The sequence below is a fragment of the Geodermatophilus telluris genome, from assembly GCF_900102745.1.
GTDB lineage: Bacteria > Actinomycetota > Actinomycetes > Mycobacteriales > Geodermatophilaceae > Geodermatophilus > Geodermatophilus telluris.
The window spans coordinates 40,993-60,054 of sequence record NZ_FMZF01000009.1; the positions used below are offsets into that span (position 1 = coordinate 40,993).

The following is a 19,062-nucleotide window of genomic DNA, read 5'->3' on the forward strand; positions in this document are numbered from 1 at the left end:
GCACGGTACGACGCGCGGACACCTCCCTGCTCCGCCTCGGCCGTGCCACAGTCCCCGGCCGTGAGGACCCGCACGGTGACCCTCCGCTTCGGCAGCGCCGCCCGGGCGAGCGCCACCCACACCAACCTCTCCGCGGTGCGCAGCGACGGCCCGGTGCTCTGGGTGGCCGGGGACGAGACCGCCACCGTCGAGCGGCTCGTGGCCGACGACCCGGCCGCCCCGAGCCGCTACGGCGACCAGACCGGCTTCCCGCTGGCCGACCTCGTCCCCCTGCCCGGCGGCACCGGCCCGGGCGTCGAGGAGGAGGCCGACATCGAGGGCCTCGCCCGCAGCGGCGACGCGCTCTGGGTGGTCGGCTCGCACAGCCTGCGCCGCCGCCGGATCCGCGACGAGCACGACGGCGAGCGGGCGCTGCGCCGGCTGGCCCGGGTGACCGGCCAGCCGCGGCGACAGCTGATCGCCCGGGTCCCGGTGGTGGAGGTCGGCGGGCTCCCGACCCTGGTCGAGGACGACGGCACGCAGTGCGCGGCGGCCTTCGGCGCACGCGGCAAGGACCTGCGCGACCTGCTCGCCGACGACGAGCACCTGGCGCCGTTCCTGCCCATCCCGGGCAAGGACAACGGTCTCGACGTCGAGGGCATCGCCGTCTCCGGCGACCGGGTGTACCTCGGCCTGCGCGGCCCGGTGCTGCGCGGCTGGGCGCTGGTGCTCGAGCTGTGTCCCGAGGTCGACGCCCACGACCCCACCCGGCTGCGCCTGCGCCGGTTCCCCGACGGCCGCCGCTACCGCAAGCACGTGCTGCGGATGGCCGGTCTCGGCGTGCGCGACCTGTGCCCGCAGGGCGAGGACCTGCTCGTGCTCGCCGGCCCGACGATGGACCTCGACGGCCCCGTGTACGTCTACCGCTGGCACGGCGCGTGCTCGGTGGAGGAGCCGACCGTCGTCCGCGGCGACCGGCTCACCCGTGAGCTGACCCTCCCGTACGGCGACGGCGACGACCACCCCGAGGGCATCGGCCTGCTCGGCCCGGCGGCCGACGGGCTGCTCCTCGTCGTCCACGACAGCCCCGCGCCCGGACGGCTGACGGCCGACGGCGGCGTGCTGGCCGACGTGGTGGCGCTGCCCTGAGCCAGCCCGCCGCACGCGTCGGGCGCCCGGCGCGTGGAACACCGGCGGTTAGTGTGTCGGTGCCCGCGACACCCCGACCGTCCTTACTGACCGGTAACCCGTGTGGGATCGTCGGGGGCACACGTCGAGACGGCACCGGTGCCGTCAGGAGAGAGGTCCCATGCGGTTGCAGCTTTCCCCGGAGATGGAGGCCTTCCGGGATGAGATGCGCACCTTCTTCACCACCCAGGTGCCCGCGGAGATCCGCGACACCCTCGCGGCCCGGCGCCACCTGAGCCGCGAGCAGTACGTCCAGGCGCAGCGGGTCCTCAACGCCGCCGGCCTGGCCGTACCGCACTGGCCGGTCGAGTGGGGCGGCCGGGACTGGACCCCGCTGCAGCGCCACGTCTGGCGCGAGGAGATGCAGCTGGCCAACGTCCCCGAGCCGCTCGCCTTCAACACCAGCATGATCGGCCCGGTCATCGCCGCGTTCGGCAACCAGGAGCAGAAGGAGCGCTTCCTGGCCAAGACGGCGAACCTCGACATCTGGTGGTGCCAGGGCTTTTCCGAGCCCGACGCCGGCTCCGACCTCGCGTCGCTGCGCACCACCGCCGTCCGCGACGGCGACGACTGGGTGGTCAACGGGCAGAAGACCTGGACCACCCTCGGCCAGCACGCCGACTGGATCTTCTGCCTGGTCCGCACCGACCCGACGGCGGAGAAGAAGCAGCGCGGCATCTCGATGCTCGTCTTCCCGATGGACACCCCCGGCGTGACGCTGCGGCCGATCCAGCTGCTCGACGGCGGCCACGAGGTCAACGAGGTCTTCTTCGAGGACGTCCGCGTGCCCGCGGAGAACCTCATCGGCGAGGAGAACCGCGGCTGGGACTACGCCAAGTTCCTCCTCGGCAACGAGCGCGTGGGCATCGCCCGCGTCGGTGCCACCAAGAAGCTGATCAGCCAGGCCAAGCAGTACGCCCGCGAGGTCACCGTCGACGGCACCCCGCTGTCGGAGGACCCGCGGCTGACCGCACGGATCGCCGAGCTGGAGAACGAGCTCGTGGCGCTGGAGCTCACCGCGCTGCGCGTGGTGGCCAACTCCGCCGACGGCAAGCCGCACCCGGCGTCGTCGGTGCTCAAGCTGCGCGGTTCGGAGCTGCAGCAGGCCGCCACCGAGCTGATCGTCGACATCGCCGGGCCGCTCTCGCTGGCCTCCTTCGCCGACGGCGGCTCCGAGGTCCCCGACTGGGCCCGCGTGGCCACGCCGGAGTACCTGAACTACCGCAAGGTCTCCATCTACGGAGGCAGCAACGAGGTCCAGCGGACCATCATCGCCGGCACGATCCTGGGGCTGTGAGGTAACCCGTGGACTTCCAGTACGACAGCGAGCAGAACGACCTGCGCGAGGCCGTCCGCGGCCTGCTGCAGCGGGCCTACGGCGACGCCGAGGTGCGCCGCCAGACGGTCGCCACCGACCCCGGCTTCGACGAGAAGACCTGGGCCCGGCTGGCCGAGATGGGGGTGCTCGGGCTGCCCTTCGCCGAGGAGGACGGCGGCATGGGCGCCGGCCCGATCGAGGTCGGCATCGTCGCCGAGGAGATGGGCCGGGTCATCGCGCCCGAGCCGTTCGTCGAGTCCGTGGTGCTGGCCGGCGGCCTGGTCGCGGCCGTGGGGACCGCCGCCCAGCGGCAGGCGGTCCTCGGGCCGCTGTCCGAGGGCGCGACCGTGCTCGCGGTCGCGCACGCCGAGCCCCGCGCCCGGTGGAGCACCGGCGCGCGCGGCGTCACCGCCACCCAGGAGGGCGGCAGCTGGCGGCTGACCGGCGTCAAGGAGCCGGTCCTGGCCGGCGCCCGCGCCGACGTCCTGGTGGTCAGCGCCGCCGTCGACGGCGGCACCGCGCTGTTCCTCGTCCAGGGCGACGCCGAGGGGCTGACCCGCACCGGCTACGCCACCCACGACGGCACCCGCGCGGCGAACGTGACGTTCGCGGGCACCCCGGCCGAGCTGCTCGGCGAGGGCACCGCCGACCGGTCCGCCGACGTCGAACGGGCGCAGTCGCTGGCTCGCATCGCCTACGCCAACGAGGCGGTCGGGGCGATGGAGACCGCGCTGCGGACCACCGCGGAGTACCTCAAGACCCGCAAGCAGTTCGGGGTCACGCTCAACCGGTTCCAGGCGCTGACCTTCCGGGCGGCGGACATGTACGTGTCGGTCGAGCTGGCCCGCAGCACCGCGCTGTGGGCGAGCATGGTGGCCGACACCGGTGGGGACGTCGTCGCCGCCGCCGACCGCGCCCGGCTGCAGACCAGCCGCGCCGGCCGGCACGTCGGCAAGGAGGCCATCCAGCTGCACGGCGGCATCGGGGTCACCGCGGAGTACTCGGTCGGGCACTACACCAGCCGGCTGACCGCGATCGACCACGTGCTCGGCGACGGCGACTGGGCGGCCGCCCGCCTCGCCGCGAAGGTGGACGGCTACCCGACGGTCGACCCGCTGGGCGCGCCCTACACCACCGCGCAGGGCTGAGCGCACCGCTCCACCGACACGGCCGGCGTCCCCCCGGGGGCGCCGGCCGTGCGCGTCCCGGGCCCGGTGCGATCCGTGTCACGTTCCGGTACCGGGGGCACTGCGTGCCATCGCGGCCTGCCACGATGCAGCACCGGGGTCGGGCCGTCCGCCTCCCCGCTGCACCACGCCAGGACCCGCCGGCGCCCGCCGCCGGCCCCGAGCTGTGATGGAGTGCGCGTGCTCATCGGTGTGCCCGCAGAGACCCGACGCAACGAGACGCGCGTCGCCGCGACACCCACCAGCGTCGGCCGGCTGTGCGCGCTGGGCCACGAGGTGCTCGTCGAGTCCGGCGCCGGCGCCCGCGCCGACTTCCCCGACGAGGCCTACGTCGCCGCCGGGGCGCGGATGGGCTCCGCGGCGCAGGCGTGGGGCGCCGACGTCGTCCTGCACGTCAACGCCCCCACCCTCGACGAGGTCGAGCTGCTGCGCCCGGACGGGGTGCTGGTCAGCCTGCTGTCCCCGGCGCTGGCGCCCGAGCTGCTCGACGCCCTGGTCGCCCGCGGCGTCACCGCGCTGGCGATGGACGCCGTCCCCCGCATCTCCCGGGCGCAGTCGCTCGACGTGCTCAGCTCGATGGCCAACATCGCCGGCTACCGGGCCGTCGTGGAGGCCGCGCACGCCTTCGGCCGGTTCTTCACCGGCCAGGTGACCGCCGCGGGCAAGGTGCCGCCGGCGAAGGTGTTCGTGGCCGGCGCCGGCGTCGCGGGGCTGGCCGCGATCGGCACGGCGAGCAGCCTCGGCGCCGTCGTGCGGGCCACCGACGTCCGCCCCGAGGTGGCCGAGCAGGTGCGCTCGCTGGGCGGCGAGTACGTCGGCGTCCCGGCCGACGACGTCGAGCAGGCCGGTGGCGGCACCGGCTACGCGTCGGTCACCTCCGAGGACTTCAACGCGCGGGCTGCCGTGATGTACGCCGAGCAGGCCCGCGACGTCGACGTGGTGATCACCACCGCGCTGATCCCCGGGCGTCCGGCGCCCCGGCTGCTCACCGAGGACATGGTGGCCAGCATGAAGCCGGGGTCGGTGGTGGTGGACATGGCCGCCGCCCAGGGCGGCAACGTGGCGGGGTCGGTGCCCGACGAGGTGGTCACGACGCCGAACGGCGTCACGATCATCGGCTACACCGACCTGCCCGCCCGGCTGCCGGCCCAGGCCAGCCAGCTGTTCGCCACGAACCTGGTCAACCTGCTCGTGCTGCTCACCCCGGGCAAGGACGGTCGGCTGGTGCTCGACCTCGACGACGTCGTCGTGCGCGGCATGACCGTGGCGCGGGGCGGGGAGCGGCTGTGGCCCCCGCCGCCGGTGCAGGTCTCCGCCGCCCCCGCCGCCGCACCGTCCCCGGCACCGCTGCCGCCACCGGCGAAGCAGCCCCCGCCACCCGGGCGGCGCGCCGCGCTCGTGGGCCTGGCGGCCGCGCTGCTGTTCGTGCTGGCCGCCTTCTCCCCCGACCAGCTGATCGGCAACCTGACGGTGTTCGCCCTCGCCGTCGTCGTCGGCTTCTACGTCATCGGGCACGTGCACCACGCGCTGCACACGCCGCTGATGAGCGTCACCAACGCGATCTCCGGGATCATCGTGGTCGGCGCCCTGCTGCAGCTCGGGCACGTCAGCACGGTGGTGACCGTGCTGGCCTTCCTGGCCGTGCTGCTGGCCAGCATCAACGTCTTCGGTGGCTTCGCGGTGACCCGCCGCATGCTCGGCATGTTCCGGAGGGCCTGACCGTGAGTGCCAGCACCGCCGCGTCCGCGGCCTACATCGTCGCCGGCCTGCTGTTCGTGCTGAGCCTGGCCGGCCTGTCGCGACACGAGACGGCCAAGGCCGGCAACGCCTACGGCATCGCCGGCATGGCCATCGCGCTGGTCGCCACCGTCGGGCTGGCCTGGCGCGACGGCGACGTGCTCGCCGTCGGGCTGATCGCCGCCGCCATGGCCATCGGCGCGGCGATCGGGCTGTGGCGGGCGCGGATCGTCGAGATGACCGGCATGCCCGAGCTCATCGCGCTGCTGCACAGCTTCGTCGGCCTGGCCGCGGTGCTGGTCGGGTGGAACGGCTACCTGTCGGTGGAGGGCGCTGCGGCATCCGGGGCCGGCGAGGCCGAGGAGCTGGGCCTGCCGGTGGGCATCCACTCCGCCGAGGTGGCCATCGGCGTGTTCATCGGCGCGGTCACCTTCACCGGCTCGATCGTCGCCTTCCTCAAGCTGTCCGGGCGGATCACGAGCAACCCGCTGGTGCTGCCGGGGAAGAACGCGCTCAACGTCGGCGCGCTCGCCGCCTTCGCCGTCCTCACCGTCGTGTTCGTCGTGTCGCCGGGCCTGGCGGTGCTGTCGGGGCTGACCGTGCTGGCGCTCGCGCTGGGCTGGCACCTGGTCGCCTCGATCGGCGGCGGCGACATGCCGGTGGTCGTCTCGATGCTCAACAGCTACTCGGGCTGGGCGGCCGCGGCGTCGGGCTTCCTGCTCGACAACGACCTGCTGATCATCACCGGCGCGCTGGTGGGCTCCTCGGGTGCCTACCTCTCCTACATCATGTGCCAGGCGATGAACCGCTCGTTCCTGTCGGTCATCGCCGGTGGCTTCGGCAACGAGGGCAGCACGGCGGCCTCCGGGGACGTCGAGGGCGAGCACACGGAGGTCACCGCCGAGGAGGTCGCGCAACTGCTGCGCGACGCCGACTCGGTGGTCATCACCCCCGGTTACGGCATGGCGGTGGCGCACGCGCAGAACGCCGTCGCCGAGCTGACCCGGACGCTCACCGACAAGGGCGTCGAGGTCCGCTTCGGCATCCACCCGGTCGCCGGCCGCCTGCCCGGGCACATGAACGTGCTGCTGGCCGAGGCGAGGGTCCCCTACGACGTCGTCCTGGAGATGGACGAGATCAACGACGACCTCGCCACGACCGACGTCGTCCTGGTCATCGGCGCCAACGACACGGTGAACCCGGCCGCGGCCGAGGACCCCGCCAGCCCCATTGCCGGCATGCCGGTGCTGCACGTGTGGGAGGCCGGGCACGTCGTGGTGTTCAAGCGGTCGATGAGCACCGGGTACGCCGGCGTGCAGAACCCGCTGTTCTTCCGGGACAACACCCGGATGCTCTTCGGCGACGCCCGCGAGCGGGTGGAGGACATCCTCCGCGCGCTGTAGGCCGCTGCGGTTGCGCTCCCGGCGGCGGGGGCGCGACGGTTGCCGTCGTGGACCCCTTCCGCCTCGGCATGCCGAAGATCCCCGGCTTCACCGAGCTGCTGACCGCGCTGCAGGCGCAGACCGAGGCGCTCGCGCAGCTGCCGCGCACGCTGACCGAGCTCAACGGCGCGGTCCGCGAGCTGATCGCGGCGACGTCGACGGCGACGTCGGCGATCTCCTCGGCGCAGCGCACCGCCGAGCGGCTGGAGACGCTGGTCGGGGAGCTGGAGGAGCCGGTGCGGGCGCTCAAGCCCGGGCTGGAGCGGGTGGGCCGGGTGCTCGACGACCCGGCGGTGGACGCGGTGCCCGACATCATCCGCACCATCGACGAGGACCTCATGCCGATGATCGCCACGATCCGCCAGGCGCAGTCGCGGGTCGCCGGGGTGACCGGCATCCTGCGCCGCCGCGCCCGTCCCGAGGGTGAGGCCGACGACCTCGGCTAGGGCTCCCCGTCCGCGACCGCTCGTGTCCCTGGAGGCGGCTCTGCGGACGGTGACGGGATCCGAGGTGCTGCCCGAGCCGCCGTCACGGCTCGCGAGGAGCCCGGTCCCGGCCGTGATCTCGCTCGTCACGGGCAGACACCGCGGGTCGCGCGCCGTGAGACTGACGGGATGGCCAGGTCGTCCCCGCGCATCCCCGGGTTCTCCAGCGATGACGCCCGCGCCCGGTTCCTGGCGGTGTACGACCGGGTCCTGCACCGGCTCTGGCCGGTACCGGTGCAGGCCGAGGACATCGCGACCAGCGCGGGCACCGTCCGCATCTACCGGGCCGGCCCCGACGGGGAGGATCCGTACGTCCTGCTGCCGATGGGTGGTTGGAACGCGCTGGCCTGGCACCGGTGGATGGGGCGCTTCGGTGGCCGTTCGGTCATCGCGGTGGACCCGTTCGGGGAAGCCGGGCACTCGGTGCAGACCCGGCCGGTGACCAGCCGCGACGGGCAGGCCGGGTGGGTCGAGGAGCTGCTCGCCGGCATCGGCGCCCAGCGGGCGCACCTGGTGGGGGCGTCCTGGGGTGGCTACCTCGCCGTCGAGCACGAGTTGCGCCACCCCGGCCGGGTCGCGGCGATCACCCTCGTCGAGCCGGCCGGGCTGAGCACACTGCCGTGGCGGTTCTGGCTGTGGCTGGTCCCCAGCGGCCTGGCCGCCCTGCTGCTACCGGCTCCGCTGCGCCGGTGGGCAGCCCGCCGGCTGCCCAACGCCACCCTGGCCGAGGACGAGCTCCTCACGGTGGTGCGCGCCTCGCTGAGGTACCGGCGCCCGGACAACCAGACGGTGGTGTTCACCGATCAGGAGCTTGCCGGCGTCCACGTGCCGGTGCAGGCGCTCTTCGGTAGCCGCAGCCCGCTGCGTCCCGTCGGCGTCGACCGGCTGCGCGCCGCGGTGCCGGGCTGGCGGGTCGAGGTCGTTGCCGGTGCCGGTCACACCCTGGTCATGGATGCCGAGGACCAGGTGATCGACCGCGTCCTCGCCTTCCCCCGGCCAGCCCCCGCCGGAGAGGGGTCCTGACCGCCAGCGAGCAGAGGTCCGACGCGCTGCGGCAGGACGCCCCGCCCGGGAGGGACGGTCCTCGCCACCACACGGCCCTGGACGGGCCGCTCAGGGACACCGGCGTCACCGGGCGCGCAGATCCTCCCCAGGACAGACCTAGGCGGGCGGAGCGAAGAACTCGAGCGGGAGGCCATCGGGGTCCCGGAACGAGAGGCCGAGGCCGTAGCCGGCCTCCACGATGCCGCCGTGGCGGATCCCGAGCTCGTCGAGGCGGGCGGCCCACTGCGCCAGCTCGGCCTTGTCGGCGCACGCGAAGGAGAGGTGGTCGAGGCCCGGTCGACGCTCGTCGAACGGGACGTCGTCGCGGCCGTCCGGGAACTGGTGCAGGCCGACGAGCGTGTCGCCCAGCGCCCACACGACGTGCCGGAACGGACCGGTGTCCTCGTCCAGGACCGGCTCAGCGCCGAACAACTGCCGGTACCAGGGCACGCTCCGCTCGAGGTCGGTGACCGTGAGCGCGACGTGGGCGATGCGGGGGAACGACATGGTGGAGCCTCTCCAGGCTGGAACCTCCCCGGCGAAGGTCGTCCTGCATCGTGTGGAGTCCAGGTCGACGCGTCAAGGGCCGCGTCCCCCGGACCCAGCAGCCCCTCCGCCTGGACCTGCTGCTCGACCGCAGACGGCTCCGGTTGTCCTCGGGTCGGGTCGTGCGACCGCCCTGGCGACCGGAGCCCAACGGCAGGCCACCGACCAGGCGACTGACGCGCCCGGTGTCCCTGCGTGGGCCGCTCCAGGACACTCGACGGACCGACGGATCCTCCGTACGGACACTCCTGGCGACGCGCCGCACGCTCTGCGGCGGAGGGGAGCCCTGGTGTCGAGGATCTCGAGGGTGTGGGTGGCCACCACGCTGATGGCGTCCGGGGGCCTTCTGTACGCCGCGTCCTGGCAGCGCTGGGCCGGTGCGTGCCCATGGCGCGGAAACCAGGAGATCCAGCGGTGCGAGACCCGGATGGACCACCTCTACGACTTCCTCCCACCCCAGGAGCCGTGGACGCCCGTGGGGCCGGCCGCACAGCTGGCCGGTGCGTCGCTGCTCGTCCTGGCGATCGCGCTCCTGCCCCTGCCCTGGGCTCTGACCGGACGAAGGCCGGAGCTTCCTTCCGTCGTGGTCCTCCTCGCGACCGTGCTGAGCGTGACGGGCGTCGGACTAGCGGCCCTGCGCTCGGGTCTCGAGGGCGCCGTGGTCGGCCCCGTGGGCTCGAGCGTCACCATCTGGCTGTGGGTCTTGGTACCGCCGCTCCTGTTCGCGGGCGTTGCGGTGTCCTCCCGCGGCTGGGCGAGCCGTGTGGCGGCGGTGCTGCTGATCCTGGCGTCACCGCTCGTCGCCTTCTTCACCTACGCGATCGGTCCCTGGGACGCCCAGCCGTGGTGGGAGGCGATCTCGGGTCTGCTGACGTGCGGAGCGGGGGCGTGCGTGCTCGTGGAGGCGATACGTCGACCGACCCGGCGTCGAGACGCAGCTGCCGAGACGGCAGTCGTGAGCCGGGTCCAGACGCGCCCGTGGTGGGCCGCTCGAGGACACCGGACGGAGTCACGGCACGGGTGATCCGGAGGCCGACCTCGGCTGGGCTCGCTCCAGGACGAAGGCGAAGGGGACGTCCAGGCCGCGCGCGTCCATGAGCCCGAGCAGCACGTCCGGGGCGACCTGCCGGAAGACGTCGACCACCGGCAGCCGGTCGTAGACCAGCGCGGCGGTGGGCACGCCCCGGTGCTCGACGGTCCGCAGCCGCGCCGCGGGGCGCCGGGTGGTGAGCAGCGGCCGGACCGCGGCGAAGGCCAGGCGGGCCGCGCGGCTGCGGGCCACGCCCGGGGCGCGCACCACCAGGCCCAGCGGCGCGACCGCCGGCTGCACCGGCCGCGGCCGGCCGGCGCGGTCGCGGAAGAGCAGCGGGTGCACCGTGTCGGCGTCGACCACCTCCTTGCCCCACCAGCGGTACGCGGTGAGCAGGCCGTCCAGGGGCGAGCCGGTGGGCAGCTCGGCGCCGCGCCAGCGGCCGGTCAGCGCGGCGACGGCGACGCCGGGCAGCCGGTCGGCGAAGGCCAGGAGGTCGGCCGCGGCGACCCCGCCGCGGTGGCGATCCAGCCACCGGACCGCCTCGGCGCTCACCGCGAGCCCCAGTGCGGCGGGTGCTCCAGGCCGGCGGGCAGGCGGGTGGCGGCGTCCCCGCGGGCGGCGGCCACCTGCGGCCGCGTGAGGAACAGGGCGCCGGAGAGGTCGGCGCCGCGCACGTCGGCGGCGCGCAGGTCCGCGCCGAGCAGGTCGGTGCGGTGGAGGTCCGTGCCCCGCAGGTCGGCACCGATCAGGTACGCCCCGCGGAGGCCGGCAGCCCGCAGCCGGGTGCGCCGCAGGTCCGCGCCGACGAGGTCGGCACCCCGCCGGTCCCGCCCCCGCGGCCGCACGCCCGAGCGCGCCAGCTCGCTCACCGAGGTCAGCAGCGCGCCGGCCTCCTGCCGCAGCGCGGCCGTGTCGACGGCGGCCAGCTCCGGCGGCGCCCCGGCGGTCAGCGCCTCGGTGCGGTCGCGGGCGGCGGCGAGCTCCCGGCGCAGCGGCGCGGCCTCGGCGAGGGCCAGCGCCTCGGTGAGGTACCAGAGCAGTTCGTGCAGCTGCCGCTGGACGCCGAAGGCCGCGAACACCGCCGCCGCCCGCTCCCGGTCCGCCCGCCAGTCCGCGGCGCCGCCGAAGGTCACCTGCACGGTCTGCTGGCCGGCGCCGAAGCAGTCGAACACCGTGCAGCCGGGGAAGCCGCGCTCGCGCAGCTGCGCGTGGATGCCGCAGCGGTCGTCGCCGGCCAGGTGCGGGCAGGCGTGCCCGGCCGGCTTGTCGATCGCGAAGTCGGCCGAGGCGGCGAACGCCGGTGCCACGCAGCACAGCCCGGCGCAGCGGGCGCAGTCGGCCCGCAGCCGCGCGCGGGCGTCGGCAGCGGGGTCGGCGGCAGCGGTCACGGGGGCCCATGATGCCCGGGTGGACGTGCTCAGCAGCCGGGTCCTGCTCCGCACCGCCGACCCGGTGCGGTCGCAGGCGTTCTACCGCGACGTCCTGGGCCTGGCGGTGTACCGCGAGTTCGGCCCGCCGGAGCACCCCGGCGTCGTCTTCTTCCTGGGCAACGGCCTGCTCGAGGTCTCCGGTGGCGGGAGCACGCCGCCGCGCGGCCTCGCGCTGTGGGTGCAGGTGCGCGACCTCGCCGCGGAGGTCGCGCGGCTGGCGGAGGCCGGCGTCCCGGTCGTCGAGGAGCCCCGGCGGCAGCCCTGGGGCCTGCTCGAGGCGGTGCTCGCCGACCCCGACGGCGTGCAGCTCGTGCTGGTCGAGGTGCCCGCCGACCACCCGCTGCGCCGCGACCAGCGCTAGGCGGTCCCGGCCGGCGGGGAGGGGTCGGTGGGCGAGCGGCGCAGCACGTCCCCGAAGGACTGCTCCAGCCGCGCCCAGGTCCGGCTCCACTCCTCGATCGGCTCGAGCACCCGCTCGAAGACGGCGAGCTGCTCGTCGAAGGCCTGCAGCTGCCCGATCAGGCCGGCGATGAGCTGCCGCTGCCCCCGCACCTGCGAGGCCACCGCCCCCACCTGCGCCGCCGACATCGCCCCGGGCGGGGAGGGCAGCCGGGGCAGCGACAGCCCCGCCGGGACGGCACCGGAGGCCAGCCCCCGCGCCCGGTCGGTGAAGCCGCGCAGCTGGGTGACGAACTCCTCGACCGACCGGCTGACCAGGTTGCCCTGCCCCGACCTCGCGGCGTCGTCCTGCTCGCTCATGGCCCCAGTCTGGCCGCGCCGTCCCGTCCCCGCTCAGCTCCCCGTCAGCGCCCGCAGCGTCTCGGCGTTGCGGACGGCGTGCCCGTGCCCGTCGTTGTTGAAGTAGGCGTACACGTCGCGCCCGGAGGCCGCCCACTCCCCCACCCGGTCGGCCCACCAGCGCAGGTCGTCGTCGGAGTAGGAGCCCGCGTACAGCCAGGTGTCGTCGGGGCCGTGCAGCCGGACGTAGACGAACGGCGCGGTGGCCCGCAGCACGCAGGGCAGGCCGGCGCCGCTGGTCACGCAGTAGGCCGCGCCGTGCCGCTCGAGCAGCGCGAAGACCTCCTCGACGTGCCAGCTCGGGTGGCGGAACTCCACGGCGACCTGCACCCACCCGGGCAGCAGGGACAGGAAGTACTCCAGCCGGGCGTCGTCGCGGGCCGCGGCCGGGTGCAGCTGCACCAGCAGCACGGCCCGCCGTCCGTCCAGCTCGTGCCAGGCCGCCGTGATCCGCTCGACCCAGGCCTCCGGGGCGTAGAGCCGCTTGGCGTGGGTCAGGCCGCGCGGCGCCTTGACCGACAGCCGGAAGTGCTCGGGCAGCCGGTCGCGCCACCCGGCGAAGGTCGCCGTCCGCGGCCAGCGGTAGAAGCTGGCGTTGAGCTCCACGGTGCCGAACCGGCGCACGTAGTGGGCCAGCCGCTCGCGGGACGGCGTCCCCGGCGGGTAGAGGACGCCGTCCCAGTGGTCGTAGCTCCAGCCCGAGGTGCCGACGTGGACGGTCACGGCCCGGCGACCGCCCGCGGCCGCCTCAGGGCAGCCGCCAGACCGTCGTGCGGCGGGTGCCCGGCCCCTCGGTCTCGGGGACGTCGAGCACGGTCACCGGCTCGAGCCGCTCGTGGGGCAGGTAGGGCCGGCCGGGGTCGCCGACGAGCACCTCGACGCCGCGGGCGCGCGCCCGGTCGAGGAAGGGCAGCACCCGCTCGGTCATCTCCCGGTCGTAGCAGACGTCGCCGGCCAGGACGACGTCGACGGCGGGCGGCTCCCGGTCGAGGACGTCGCCGGTCACGCCGATGCCGGTGACGCCGTTGAGCCCGGCGTTGACGCCGACGGCCGCCCGGGAGAACGGGTCGACGTCGCTGGCCAGCACCGACCGGGCGCCGGCGAGGACGGCCGCGACGGCCACCAGCCCGCTGCCGGAGCCGAGGTCGAGCACCGCGCGGCCGGCCACGAGGGCGGGGTCGTCGAGGACGGCGCGGGCCAGCGCCTGCCCGCCCGGCCAGGCCGCCGCCCAGAACGGCGGGGCGTCACCCGCGCCGAGGGGCGCGTCCTCCATCGCCTCCCACAGGGCGACGACGTCGTCGGCGACGTGCAGCCGCACCTCCGGGACGAGCGAGGGCCGGCGCACCTGCGTGTGCGCGCGGACGAATCCCGCGGGCACCACGCGGGTGGCCGGCCCTCGCTGTGTCGTCACGCCCCCAGTGTCGCTGCGTGCCGGAACGGCTCCGGTGCAGGGGCCCGCGCCGAGCGGAGCGAGGGGGGCACCGGGGTCCTTCTAGTACCAGCCGGTCGACTGCGAGTGCGCCCAGGCCGCGCAGGGCGTGCCGTAGCGCTGCTCGATGTAGATCAGGCCCGCGTCGATCTGCCGGTAGCCGTCGGAGGTCTTGGCGATGCCGGTGCCGGCCCAGGTCGAGTCGAGGAACTGCGGGATGCCGTAGGCGGTGCTGCTGGGGTTCTGCGCGTTGGGGTTCCAGCCGCTCTCCTTGCCCCACAGGTTCTCCAGGCAGCCGAACTGCTGGCTGCTGCCGACCTTGCTCAGCGCGTAGTCCTTGAAGGAGCCGTGGCTCGCCGGCGCGGGGGCGGGGGCGGGGGCCTCCTCGGCCGCGGCCTCCTCGGCCGCGGCCTCCTCGGCGGCGGCCTGCTCGGCGGCGGCGCGGGCGGCCTCCTGCTCGGCGGCGACGCGGGCGGCCTCCTGCTCGGCGGCGATGCGGGCGGCCTCCTGCTCGGCGGCGACCCGGGCGGCCTCCTCGGCGGCCTGCCGGTCGAGCTCGGCCTGGTCGGCGGCGGCCTGGACCTGCGCGGCGTTCGCCTCCTCGGCGCTGCGCTCGCTGCGCGAGGCGGCGAGGTCCTCCAGCGGCGCGAGGTCGCCGGCCTGCGGCGCGGCCTCGGTGCCGGCGGCCTGCTGGCCGACGATGCCGAGCTGGGCGGCCACGCTCACGGCGGCGCCGGCGTCCTCGGTGCCGGCCGAGGCGGCCGGGCCGCTGGTGCTGACGACGCCGACGACGAGGGCGCCGGCCGCGGCGGTGGCCAGCAGCAGGGCGGGGCGGCGGGGACCCAGCGGCGGGCTGCTGCGGCGGGCGCGGGTCCGGGCGGGGAGGCCGAACCGGCGGCGGGCCGGGGTCTCCGCCTCGGCGGCCGGGAGCTCGAGGGTGGCAGGCGTGTGCGGGGTGTGGCTGGGCATGAGGGGGTGGGTGCTCCGAGGGAGAGTGCGCGCGCGGCAGCCCGGATCACGGGCGGGTGCCGGCGTGCGGCGGTCTACGGGTCCCCGGCGGCGCGGGTCACGGCGCCGGGTCAGCGGGGCAGGTGTCGGCCGGCCTCAGGAGGCGCGGGACGCGCGCCGGCTGCACCTGCGGGCCGCGGCGGCCCGGAGGCGGGGCATGCGGGGACACTCCGTTCCTTCCGTGAGCCGCCTACCGAGTTAGCTGACGGGTTCGGGCGGGAAGAAGCCCTACGCGCTGCGCTCGGCAGGCGATTCACCCCAGGACTGCGGTGGGTCCCCGGCTCGCGACCGCGGTGCGGACACGACTCGGCGGCGCCCGGCCAGGCTCCCCGGTCGGGGACGAGACGACCAGCCGGACGCCGACGACCGTACGGGCCGTTACACGTCCGTGACAACACCGCGACGGCAGAGATCTCCGTGACGCGTGTTACGGGCGGGGCGTCCCCGGCGGCCCGCCCCGCGTGTCGGCGCTGGTCAGGACGCCGCCGCGACCTCTCCCCGACCGGTGTCACGCAACCGGGTGACGTCCGCCGCACCCTCGACGGGGGCGGTGTCGACACCGCCTCGCCCGTCGGCGTCCTCGCGCGCGGTCTCGCGCCGCTCGGCCAGCAGCGGCACCTCGTCCGGGAGGCCGGCGGCGCCGGACGGGACGGCGCCGGACGACACGGCGCCGGACGACACGGTGCCGGACGGCACGGCGTCCCCGGAGAGCGCGCCGGCGACCAGCCGCAGCGCGTCGTCGATCTGGCTGCCGAGACGGTGCAGCGACGCGCGGGCCTCCTCGCGCTGGGCACGCAGCGCGGCGAGCTCGGCCTCGACGGCGACCCGCTCCTCCGCCGCCCGCGCGGCGACCTCGGCGACGGCGCGGTCGCGCTCGGCGGCCGTCCTGCGCCGTAGCTCCTCGGCCTCGCCGCGGGCCGCCCCGACGAGCGCGGCGGCCTCCTCGTGGGCCTGCTCGCGCAGCGCGATCACGGCCCGGCGCATGTCGGCGACCTTCGCCAGCCGCGCCTCGGCCTCGGTGCGGGCGTCCTCGCGGATCCGCTCGGCGTCGGCCTCCGCGCGCTGCAGCATCGCCGCGGCGTCGTCCGGGCTGGGCAGCGACTGCCGCTCGCGCACCAGCTGGGCCAGCCGGCGGCGGGCGTTCTGCAGCTCGGCGGAGGCGGCCGCGTAGCGGCTGAGCAGGTGGTCGTTCTCGCGGCGGAGCACCAGCAGCTCGGTCTCGGCCCAGGCGACGTAGTCGTCGACCTGCAGGCGGTCGTAGCCGCGGACGGCGTGGGTGAACACCGGGCCGGTGCCGAGGACGGCGTCGAGCTCCCCGGGGCGCGCGTCGTCGCTGGTGCGGTTGCCGGAGAACCGGGTGCGCCGCCGCGACTCGTCGCCCGCGGCGCCGGGGATCCCCTGGTGCGTGTGCTGCGACATCCCGCTCCCCCTCGGTCAGCCGTGCTCCCCCGGGCCTGCACGAGGCCCCGCGGGGTGAGCCCAGGCTCCCAGTGCGGGCGGTCCGGTCGTGCGACACCGACATCACGGGACGGTCACCGACGGAGTGGTCCGCCGCGTCGTGGCCGGCCCGTCACCCCCCGGAGTCGGGGCTCGGGAATGGCCGACCACACCCGCCCGTTGTGCCGACCGGTAGTTGCACGCTCAACCAGAGGAGCGGAGATGCAGTTCGGCGTCTTCTCGGTCAGTGACCTCACGACCGACCCCACCACCGGTCGCACGCCCAGCGAGGCGGAGCGGATCCAGGCGATCGTCCGCATCGCGGAGAAGGCCGAGGAGGTCGGGCTCGACGTCTTCGCCCTCGGCGAGCACCACAACCCGCCGTTCTTCTCCTCCTCGCCGACGACCACGCTGGCCTACGTCGCGGCGCGGACCAGCCGGCTGCAGCTGTCGACGGCGACGACGCTGATCACCACCAACGACCCGGTGAAGATCGCCGAGGACTACGCGATGCTGCAGCACCTCGCCGGCGGCCGCGTCGACCTGATGATGGGCCGCGGCAACACCGGCCCGGTCTACCCGTGGTTCGGCCAGGACATCCGCGAGGGCATCCCGCTCGCCGTCGAGAACTACGCGCTGCTGCGCCGGCTGTGGACCGAGGACGTCGTCGACTGGTCCGGCCGGTACCGCACCCCGCTGCAGGGCTTCACCTCGACGCCGCGGCCGCTCGACGGCGTGCCGCCCTTCGTCTGGCACGGCTCGATCCGCTCCCCGCAGATCGCCGAGCAGGCCGCCTACTACGGCGACGGCTTCTTCTCCAACCACATCTTCTGGCCGAAGGAGCACACCCAGCGGATGGTCGAGTTCTACCGCAAGCGCTACGAGCACCACGGTCACGGCTCGGCCGACCAGGCGATCGTCGGGCTGGGCGGGCAGGTGTTCGTCCGCAGGAACTCGCAGGACGCCGTCCGGGAGTTCCGGCCGTACTTCGACAACGCGCCGGTCTACGGCCACGGCCCCTCGCTGGAGGAGTTCTCGCGCGAGACGCCGCTGACCGTGGGGAGCCCGCAGCAGGTCATCGAGCGCACGCTCGGCTTCCGCGACTACGTGGGTGACTACCAGCGCCAGCTGTTCCTGATCGACCACGCCGGCCTGCCGCTGAAGACCGTGCTCGAGCAGCTCGACCTCCTCGGCGAGGAGGTCGTGCCGGTGCTGCGCAAGGAGTTCGCCGCGCTCAAGCCGGCGCACGTGCCCGACGCCCCCACCCACGCCTCGCTCGTCGCGGCGCGGGCCACCACCCCGGAGGAGGTCTCCGCATGACCACCCGCACGCTCGCCGTGGTCAGCGCCGGGCTGTCGACGCCGTCGTCGACCCGGCTGCTGGCCGACCGGTTGACCGCCGCCACCGTGGCCGCGCTGCGCGAGCGCGGGGAGGACGCGACGGTCGAGGTCGTCGAGCTGCGCGAGCACGCCCGCGACCTCGCCGACGCCTTCGTCACCGGCTTCCCGAACGCGGCGCTGCGCGCGGCGGTGGCGACGGTGACCGGCGCCGACGCGGTGGTCGCGGTGACCCCGGTGTTCACCGCCTCCTACAGCGGGCTGTTCAAGTCCTTCGTCGACGTGCTGGACGACGGCGCGCTGACCGGGAAGCCGGTGCTGCTGGCGGCCACCGCGGGCACCGCCCGGCACTCCCTGGTGCTCGAGCACGCGATGCGGCCGCTGTTCGCCTACCTCCGCGCGGTCACGGTGCCGACGGCGGTGTTCGCGGCGAGCGAGGACTGGGCCGGCGGCGACGGCGGCGAGCTGTCGCGGCGGATCGACCGGGCGGCCGGCGAGCTGGCCGACGTCGTCACCGGCCGGCCGTCGTCGGCCCGCCCGGCCGACCCCTTCGCCGACGTCCCCTCCTTCGAGGACCTGCTCCGCGGCCAGGCCTGACCGGGCACTCGCGCGGACGTGCCCGGTGCACGTCCGCGGGAGTGCACCGGGCGCGGGCGGCGTGGGCCGGCGCGGGTCAGCGGCCGCCTGCGGCCTCACGGACCAGCTCCACCCGGATCGCGTCGTCGGGCAGGACGACCACCACGCCGTACGCCGGCGACCAGTCGTCCGACACCAGGAACCAGGTGTCGTTCGTGTACTCGAGCAGGCGCAGCCCCACGTAGCGGTACAGGTAGGCGCTCTGCTCGGGAGGCAGGGCCTCCTCGCGGGCGCCCGGCGCGTCGATGTGCAGGTGCTGCGCGCTGTAGACCAGGACCTGCGGCTGGTGGGGCAGGGCCACGAGGAAGCCCTGCGCCAGCCGCCGTCCCTCCACCGTCGCGTAGTTCGCGGCGGCGGTGAACAGGCAGATGCCGACCACCAGCGCGGCGGCGGCCCGGACCACCACGTCCCGGGACGCCGGCAGGGCCGCACCGCCGCTCGTCGTCTGCCGGAGCCAGAGGACGTACAGCACCAGCAGCAGGGCCACCGCCACGCCCAGCGGGAAGGCGACGTACGTGGCCGCCGGCCACAGCGGGCGGGCCAGCCGGATCGCCCCGGGCACCAGGACGACGGCCGACAGGAGCCCTCGGACCGTCCACCGGACGACGCGGTCGTGGGGACCGCGGGCGGTCACCCGTCGTCCGATCCAGTGGTCGAGCGCCACCCACGCCAGGGCGACGCCCGCGACGGCGATGAGCAGGATCAGCACCGGCCGGACGCTGCGGAGCAGGTACTCCCGGGTGCTCACCCGGAACAGGCTCTCGTCGACACCGAGCCACCGGGACTGCTCGGCGATGCGCACCCAGCCGAAGTACACGAGCAGCGCCGTGAGGACGGCCACGTTCGCCAGGACCCCGGCCAGGGCTCGGACCAGGGTGTTCCGGTCCGGCGGCTCCGGCATGGTCAGGGATCCGTCTCGCCGGTGTCCCCGCCGCCGGTCTCCCCGCCGCCGGTGTCGCCGCCGCCGGTGTCCCCGCCGCCGGTGTCCCCGCCGCCGGTGTCCCCGCCGCCGGTGTCCCCGCCGCCGG

20 protein-coding genes and 1 riboswitch are annotated in these 19,062 nt (G+C 75.4%); of the genes, 11 read left to right on the top strand and 9 right to left on the bottom strand.

The genetic code is table 11. The features are described from left to right. The first annotated feature begins 60 nt into the window (after nucleotides 1–60). The 7 genes from BLQ97_RS22305 to BLQ97_RS22335 all read left to right on the top strand — a co-directional run bounded on the left by BLQ97_RS22305 (nucleotide 61) and on the right by BLQ97_RS22335 (nucleotide 8,359). On the top strand, nucleotides 61–1,128 hold the full coding sequence (locus BLQ97_RS22305) for a DUF3616 domain-containing protein (RefSeq protein WP_091369255.1): 1,068 nt from the start codon (nucleotides 61–63) through the stop codon (nucleotides 1,126–1,128). 160 nt (nucleotides 1,129–1,288) lie between these two features. Beyond that, nucleotides 1,289–2,464, top strand: a complete 1,176-nt coding sequence (locus BLQ97_RS22310) for an acyl-CoA dehydrogenase family protein (protein ID WP_091369257.1) — start codon at nucleotides 1,289–1,291, stop codon at nucleotides 2,462–2,464. Between the two features lie 8 nt (nucleotides 2,465–2,472). Continuing rightward, nucleotides 2,473–3,633 (top strand): acyl-CoA dehydrogenase family protein, encoded by a 1,161-nt coding sequence (locus BLQ97_RS22315; RefSeq protein WP_091369258.1) that lies wholly within the window; start codon nucleotides 2,473–2,475, stop codon nucleotides 3,631–3,633. Nucleotides 3,634–3,864: 231 nt separating this feature from the next. Continuing rightward, nucleotides 3,865–5,391 (top strand): Re/Si-specific NAD(P)(+) transhydrogenase subunit alpha, encoded by a 1,527-nt coding sequence (locus BLQ97_RS22320; RefSeq protein WP_245692653.1) that lies wholly within the window; start codon nucleotides 3,865–3,867, stop codon nucleotides 5,389–5,391. Between the two features lie 2 nt (nucleotides 5,392–5,393). Then, nucleotides 5,394–6,812 (top strand): Re/Si-specific NAD(P)(+) transhydrogenase subunit beta, encoded by a 1,419-nt coding sequence (pntB, locus tag BLQ97_RS22325; RefSeq protein ID WP_091369263.1) that lies wholly within the window; start codon nucleotides 5,394–5,396, stop codon nucleotides 6,810–6,812. A gap of 47 nt (nucleotides 6,813–6,859) precedes the next feature. After that, complete coding sequence (locus BLQ97_RS22330; protein WP_091369266.1) at nucleotides 6,860–7,297, top strand: hypothetical protein; 438 nt, start codon at nucleotides 6,860–6,862, stop codon at nucleotides 7,295–7,297. A 168-nt stretch (nucleotides 7,298–7,465) separates the two neighbouring features. Next, on the top strand, nucleotides 7,466–8,359 hold the full coding sequence (locus tag BLQ97_RS22335; protein ID WP_139173788.1) for an alpha/beta fold hydrolase: 894 nt from the start codon (nucleotides 7,466–7,468) through the stop codon (nucleotides 8,357–8,359). Between the two features lie 138 nt (nucleotides 8,360–8,497). Here BLQ97_RS22335 and BLQ97_RS22340 read toward each other — a convergent pair whose 3' ends face one another. After that, the gene (locus tag BLQ97_RS22340; RefSeq protein ID WP_091369270.1) at nucleotides 8,498–8,887 is read right to left on the bottom strand and encodes a VOC family protein; all 390 of its coding nucleotides are present in this window, start codon (nucleotides 8,885–8,887) and stop codon (nucleotides 8,498–8,500) included. Nucleotides 8,888–9,239: 352 nt separating this feature from the next. Between BLQ97_RS22340 and BLQ97_RS22345 the strand changes: the two genes are divergently transcribed. Continuing rightward, complete coding sequence (locus BLQ97_RS22345) at nucleotides 9,240–9,950, top strand: hypothetical protein (RefSeq protein ID WP_139173789.1); 711 nt, start codon at nucleotides 9,240–9,242, stop codon at nucleotides 9,948–9,950. Here BLQ97_RS22345 and BLQ97_RS22350 read toward each other — a convergent pair. Then, a complete protein-coding gene (locus BLQ97_RS22350; RefSeq protein ID WP_091369275.1) occupies nucleotides 9,936–10,511 on the bottom strand; it encodes a DUF4334 domain-containing protein in 576 nt (191 codons plus the stop codon). The genes BLQ97_RS22345 and BLQ97_RS22350 overlap by 15 nt on opposite strands. Further along, complete coding sequence (locus tag BLQ97_RS22355) at nucleotides 10,508–11,347, bottom strand: pentapeptide repeat-containing protein (RefSeq protein WP_091369278.1); 840 nt, start codon at nucleotides 11,345–11,347, stop codon at nucleotides 10,508–10,510. The genes BLQ97_RS22350 and BLQ97_RS22355 overlap by 4 nt, the downstream gene beginning before the upstream one ends. 19 nt (nucleotides 11,348–11,366) lie before the next feature. Between BLQ97_RS22355 and BLQ97_RS22360 the strand changes: the two genes are divergently transcribed. Then, nucleotides 11,367–11,750 (top strand): VOC family protein, encoded by a 384-nt coding sequence (locus BLQ97_RS22360; RefSeq protein ID WP_091369280.1) that lies wholly within the window; start codon nucleotides 11,367–11,369, stop codon nucleotides 11,748–11,750. On the opposite strand, the gene BLQ97_RS22365 is transcribed toward BLQ97_RS22360, so the two are convergent. The 5 genes from BLQ97_RS22365 to BLQ97_RS22385 all read right to left on the bottom strand — a co-directional run bounded on the left by BLQ97_RS22365 (nucleotide 11,747) and on the right by BLQ97_RS22385 (nucleotide 16,043). After that, nucleotides 11,747–12,148, bottom strand: coding sequence for a hypothetical protein (locus tag BLQ97_RS22365; RefSeq protein ID WP_091369282.1), 402 nt, complete (start codon nucleotides 12,146–12,148; stop codon nucleotides 11,747–11,749). The two genes, BLQ97_RS22360 and BLQ97_RS22365, sit on opposite strands and share 4 nt — an antisense overlap. A 33-nt stretch (nucleotides 12,149–12,181) precedes the next feature. Next, nucleotides 12,182–12,910 (bottom strand): DUF72 domain-containing protein, encoded by a 729-nt coding sequence (locus tag BLQ97_RS22370; RefSeq protein ID WP_091369284.1) that lies wholly within the window; start codon nucleotides 12,908–12,910, stop codon nucleotides 12,182–12,184. Nucleotides 12,911–12,935: 25 nt separating this feature from the next. After that, complete coding sequence (locus BLQ97_RS22375) at nucleotides 12,936–13,598, bottom strand: class I SAM-dependent methyltransferase (protein ID WP_245692655.1); 663 nt, start codon at nucleotides 13,596–13,598, stop codon at nucleotides 12,936–12,938. An 81-nt stretch (nucleotides 13,599–13,679) separates the two neighbouring features. After that, a complete protein-coding gene (locus BLQ97_RS22380) occupies nucleotides 13,680–14,585 on the bottom strand; it encodes an aggregation-promoting factor C-terminal-like domain-containing protein (RefSeq protein WP_091369288.1) in 906 nt (301 codons plus the stop codon). Nucleotides 14,586–14,797: 212 nt separating this feature from the next. Then, a riboswitch (cyclic di-AMP (ydaO/yuaA leader) is annotated at nucleotides 14,798–14,936 on the bottom strand. Nucleotides 14,937–15,098: 162 nt separating this feature from the next. Then, nucleotides 15,099–16,043 (bottom strand): hypothetical protein, encoded by a 945-nt coding sequence (locus BLQ97_RS22385; RefSeq protein ID WP_091369290.1) that lies wholly within the window; start codon nucleotides 16,041–16,043, stop codon nucleotides 15,099–15,101. A 240-nt stretch (nucleotides 16,044–16,283) separates the two neighbouring features. Here BLQ97_RS22385 and BLQ97_RS22390 point away from each other — a divergent pair, with 240 nt between their 5' ends. Then, a complete protein-coding gene (locus tag BLQ97_RS22390; protein ID WP_091369292.1) occupies nucleotides 16,284–17,381 on the top strand; it encodes an LLM class flavin-dependent oxidoreductase in 1,098 nt (365 codons plus the stop codon). Next, complete coding sequence (locus tag BLQ97_RS22395) at nucleotides 17,378–17,995, top strand: FMN reductase (RefSeq protein ID WP_091369296.1); 618 nt, start codon at nucleotides 17,378–17,380, stop codon at nucleotides 17,993–17,995. Before BLQ97_RS22390 ends, BLQ97_RS22395 begins: the two co-directional genes overlap by 4 nt. Before the next feature lie 76 nt (nucleotides 17,996–18,071). Here BLQ97_RS22395 and BLQ97_RS22400 read toward each other — a convergent pair whose 3' ends face one another. After that, nucleotides 18,072–18,935 carry a hypothetical protein gene (locus BLQ97_RS22400; RefSeq protein WP_091369299.1) on the bottom strand — a complete coding sequence of 288 codons (864 nt, stop codon included), beginning with the start codon at nucleotides 18,933–18,935 and terminating at the stop codon, nucleotides 18,072–18,074. Nucleotides 18,936–19,062: the final 127 nt, after the last annotated feature.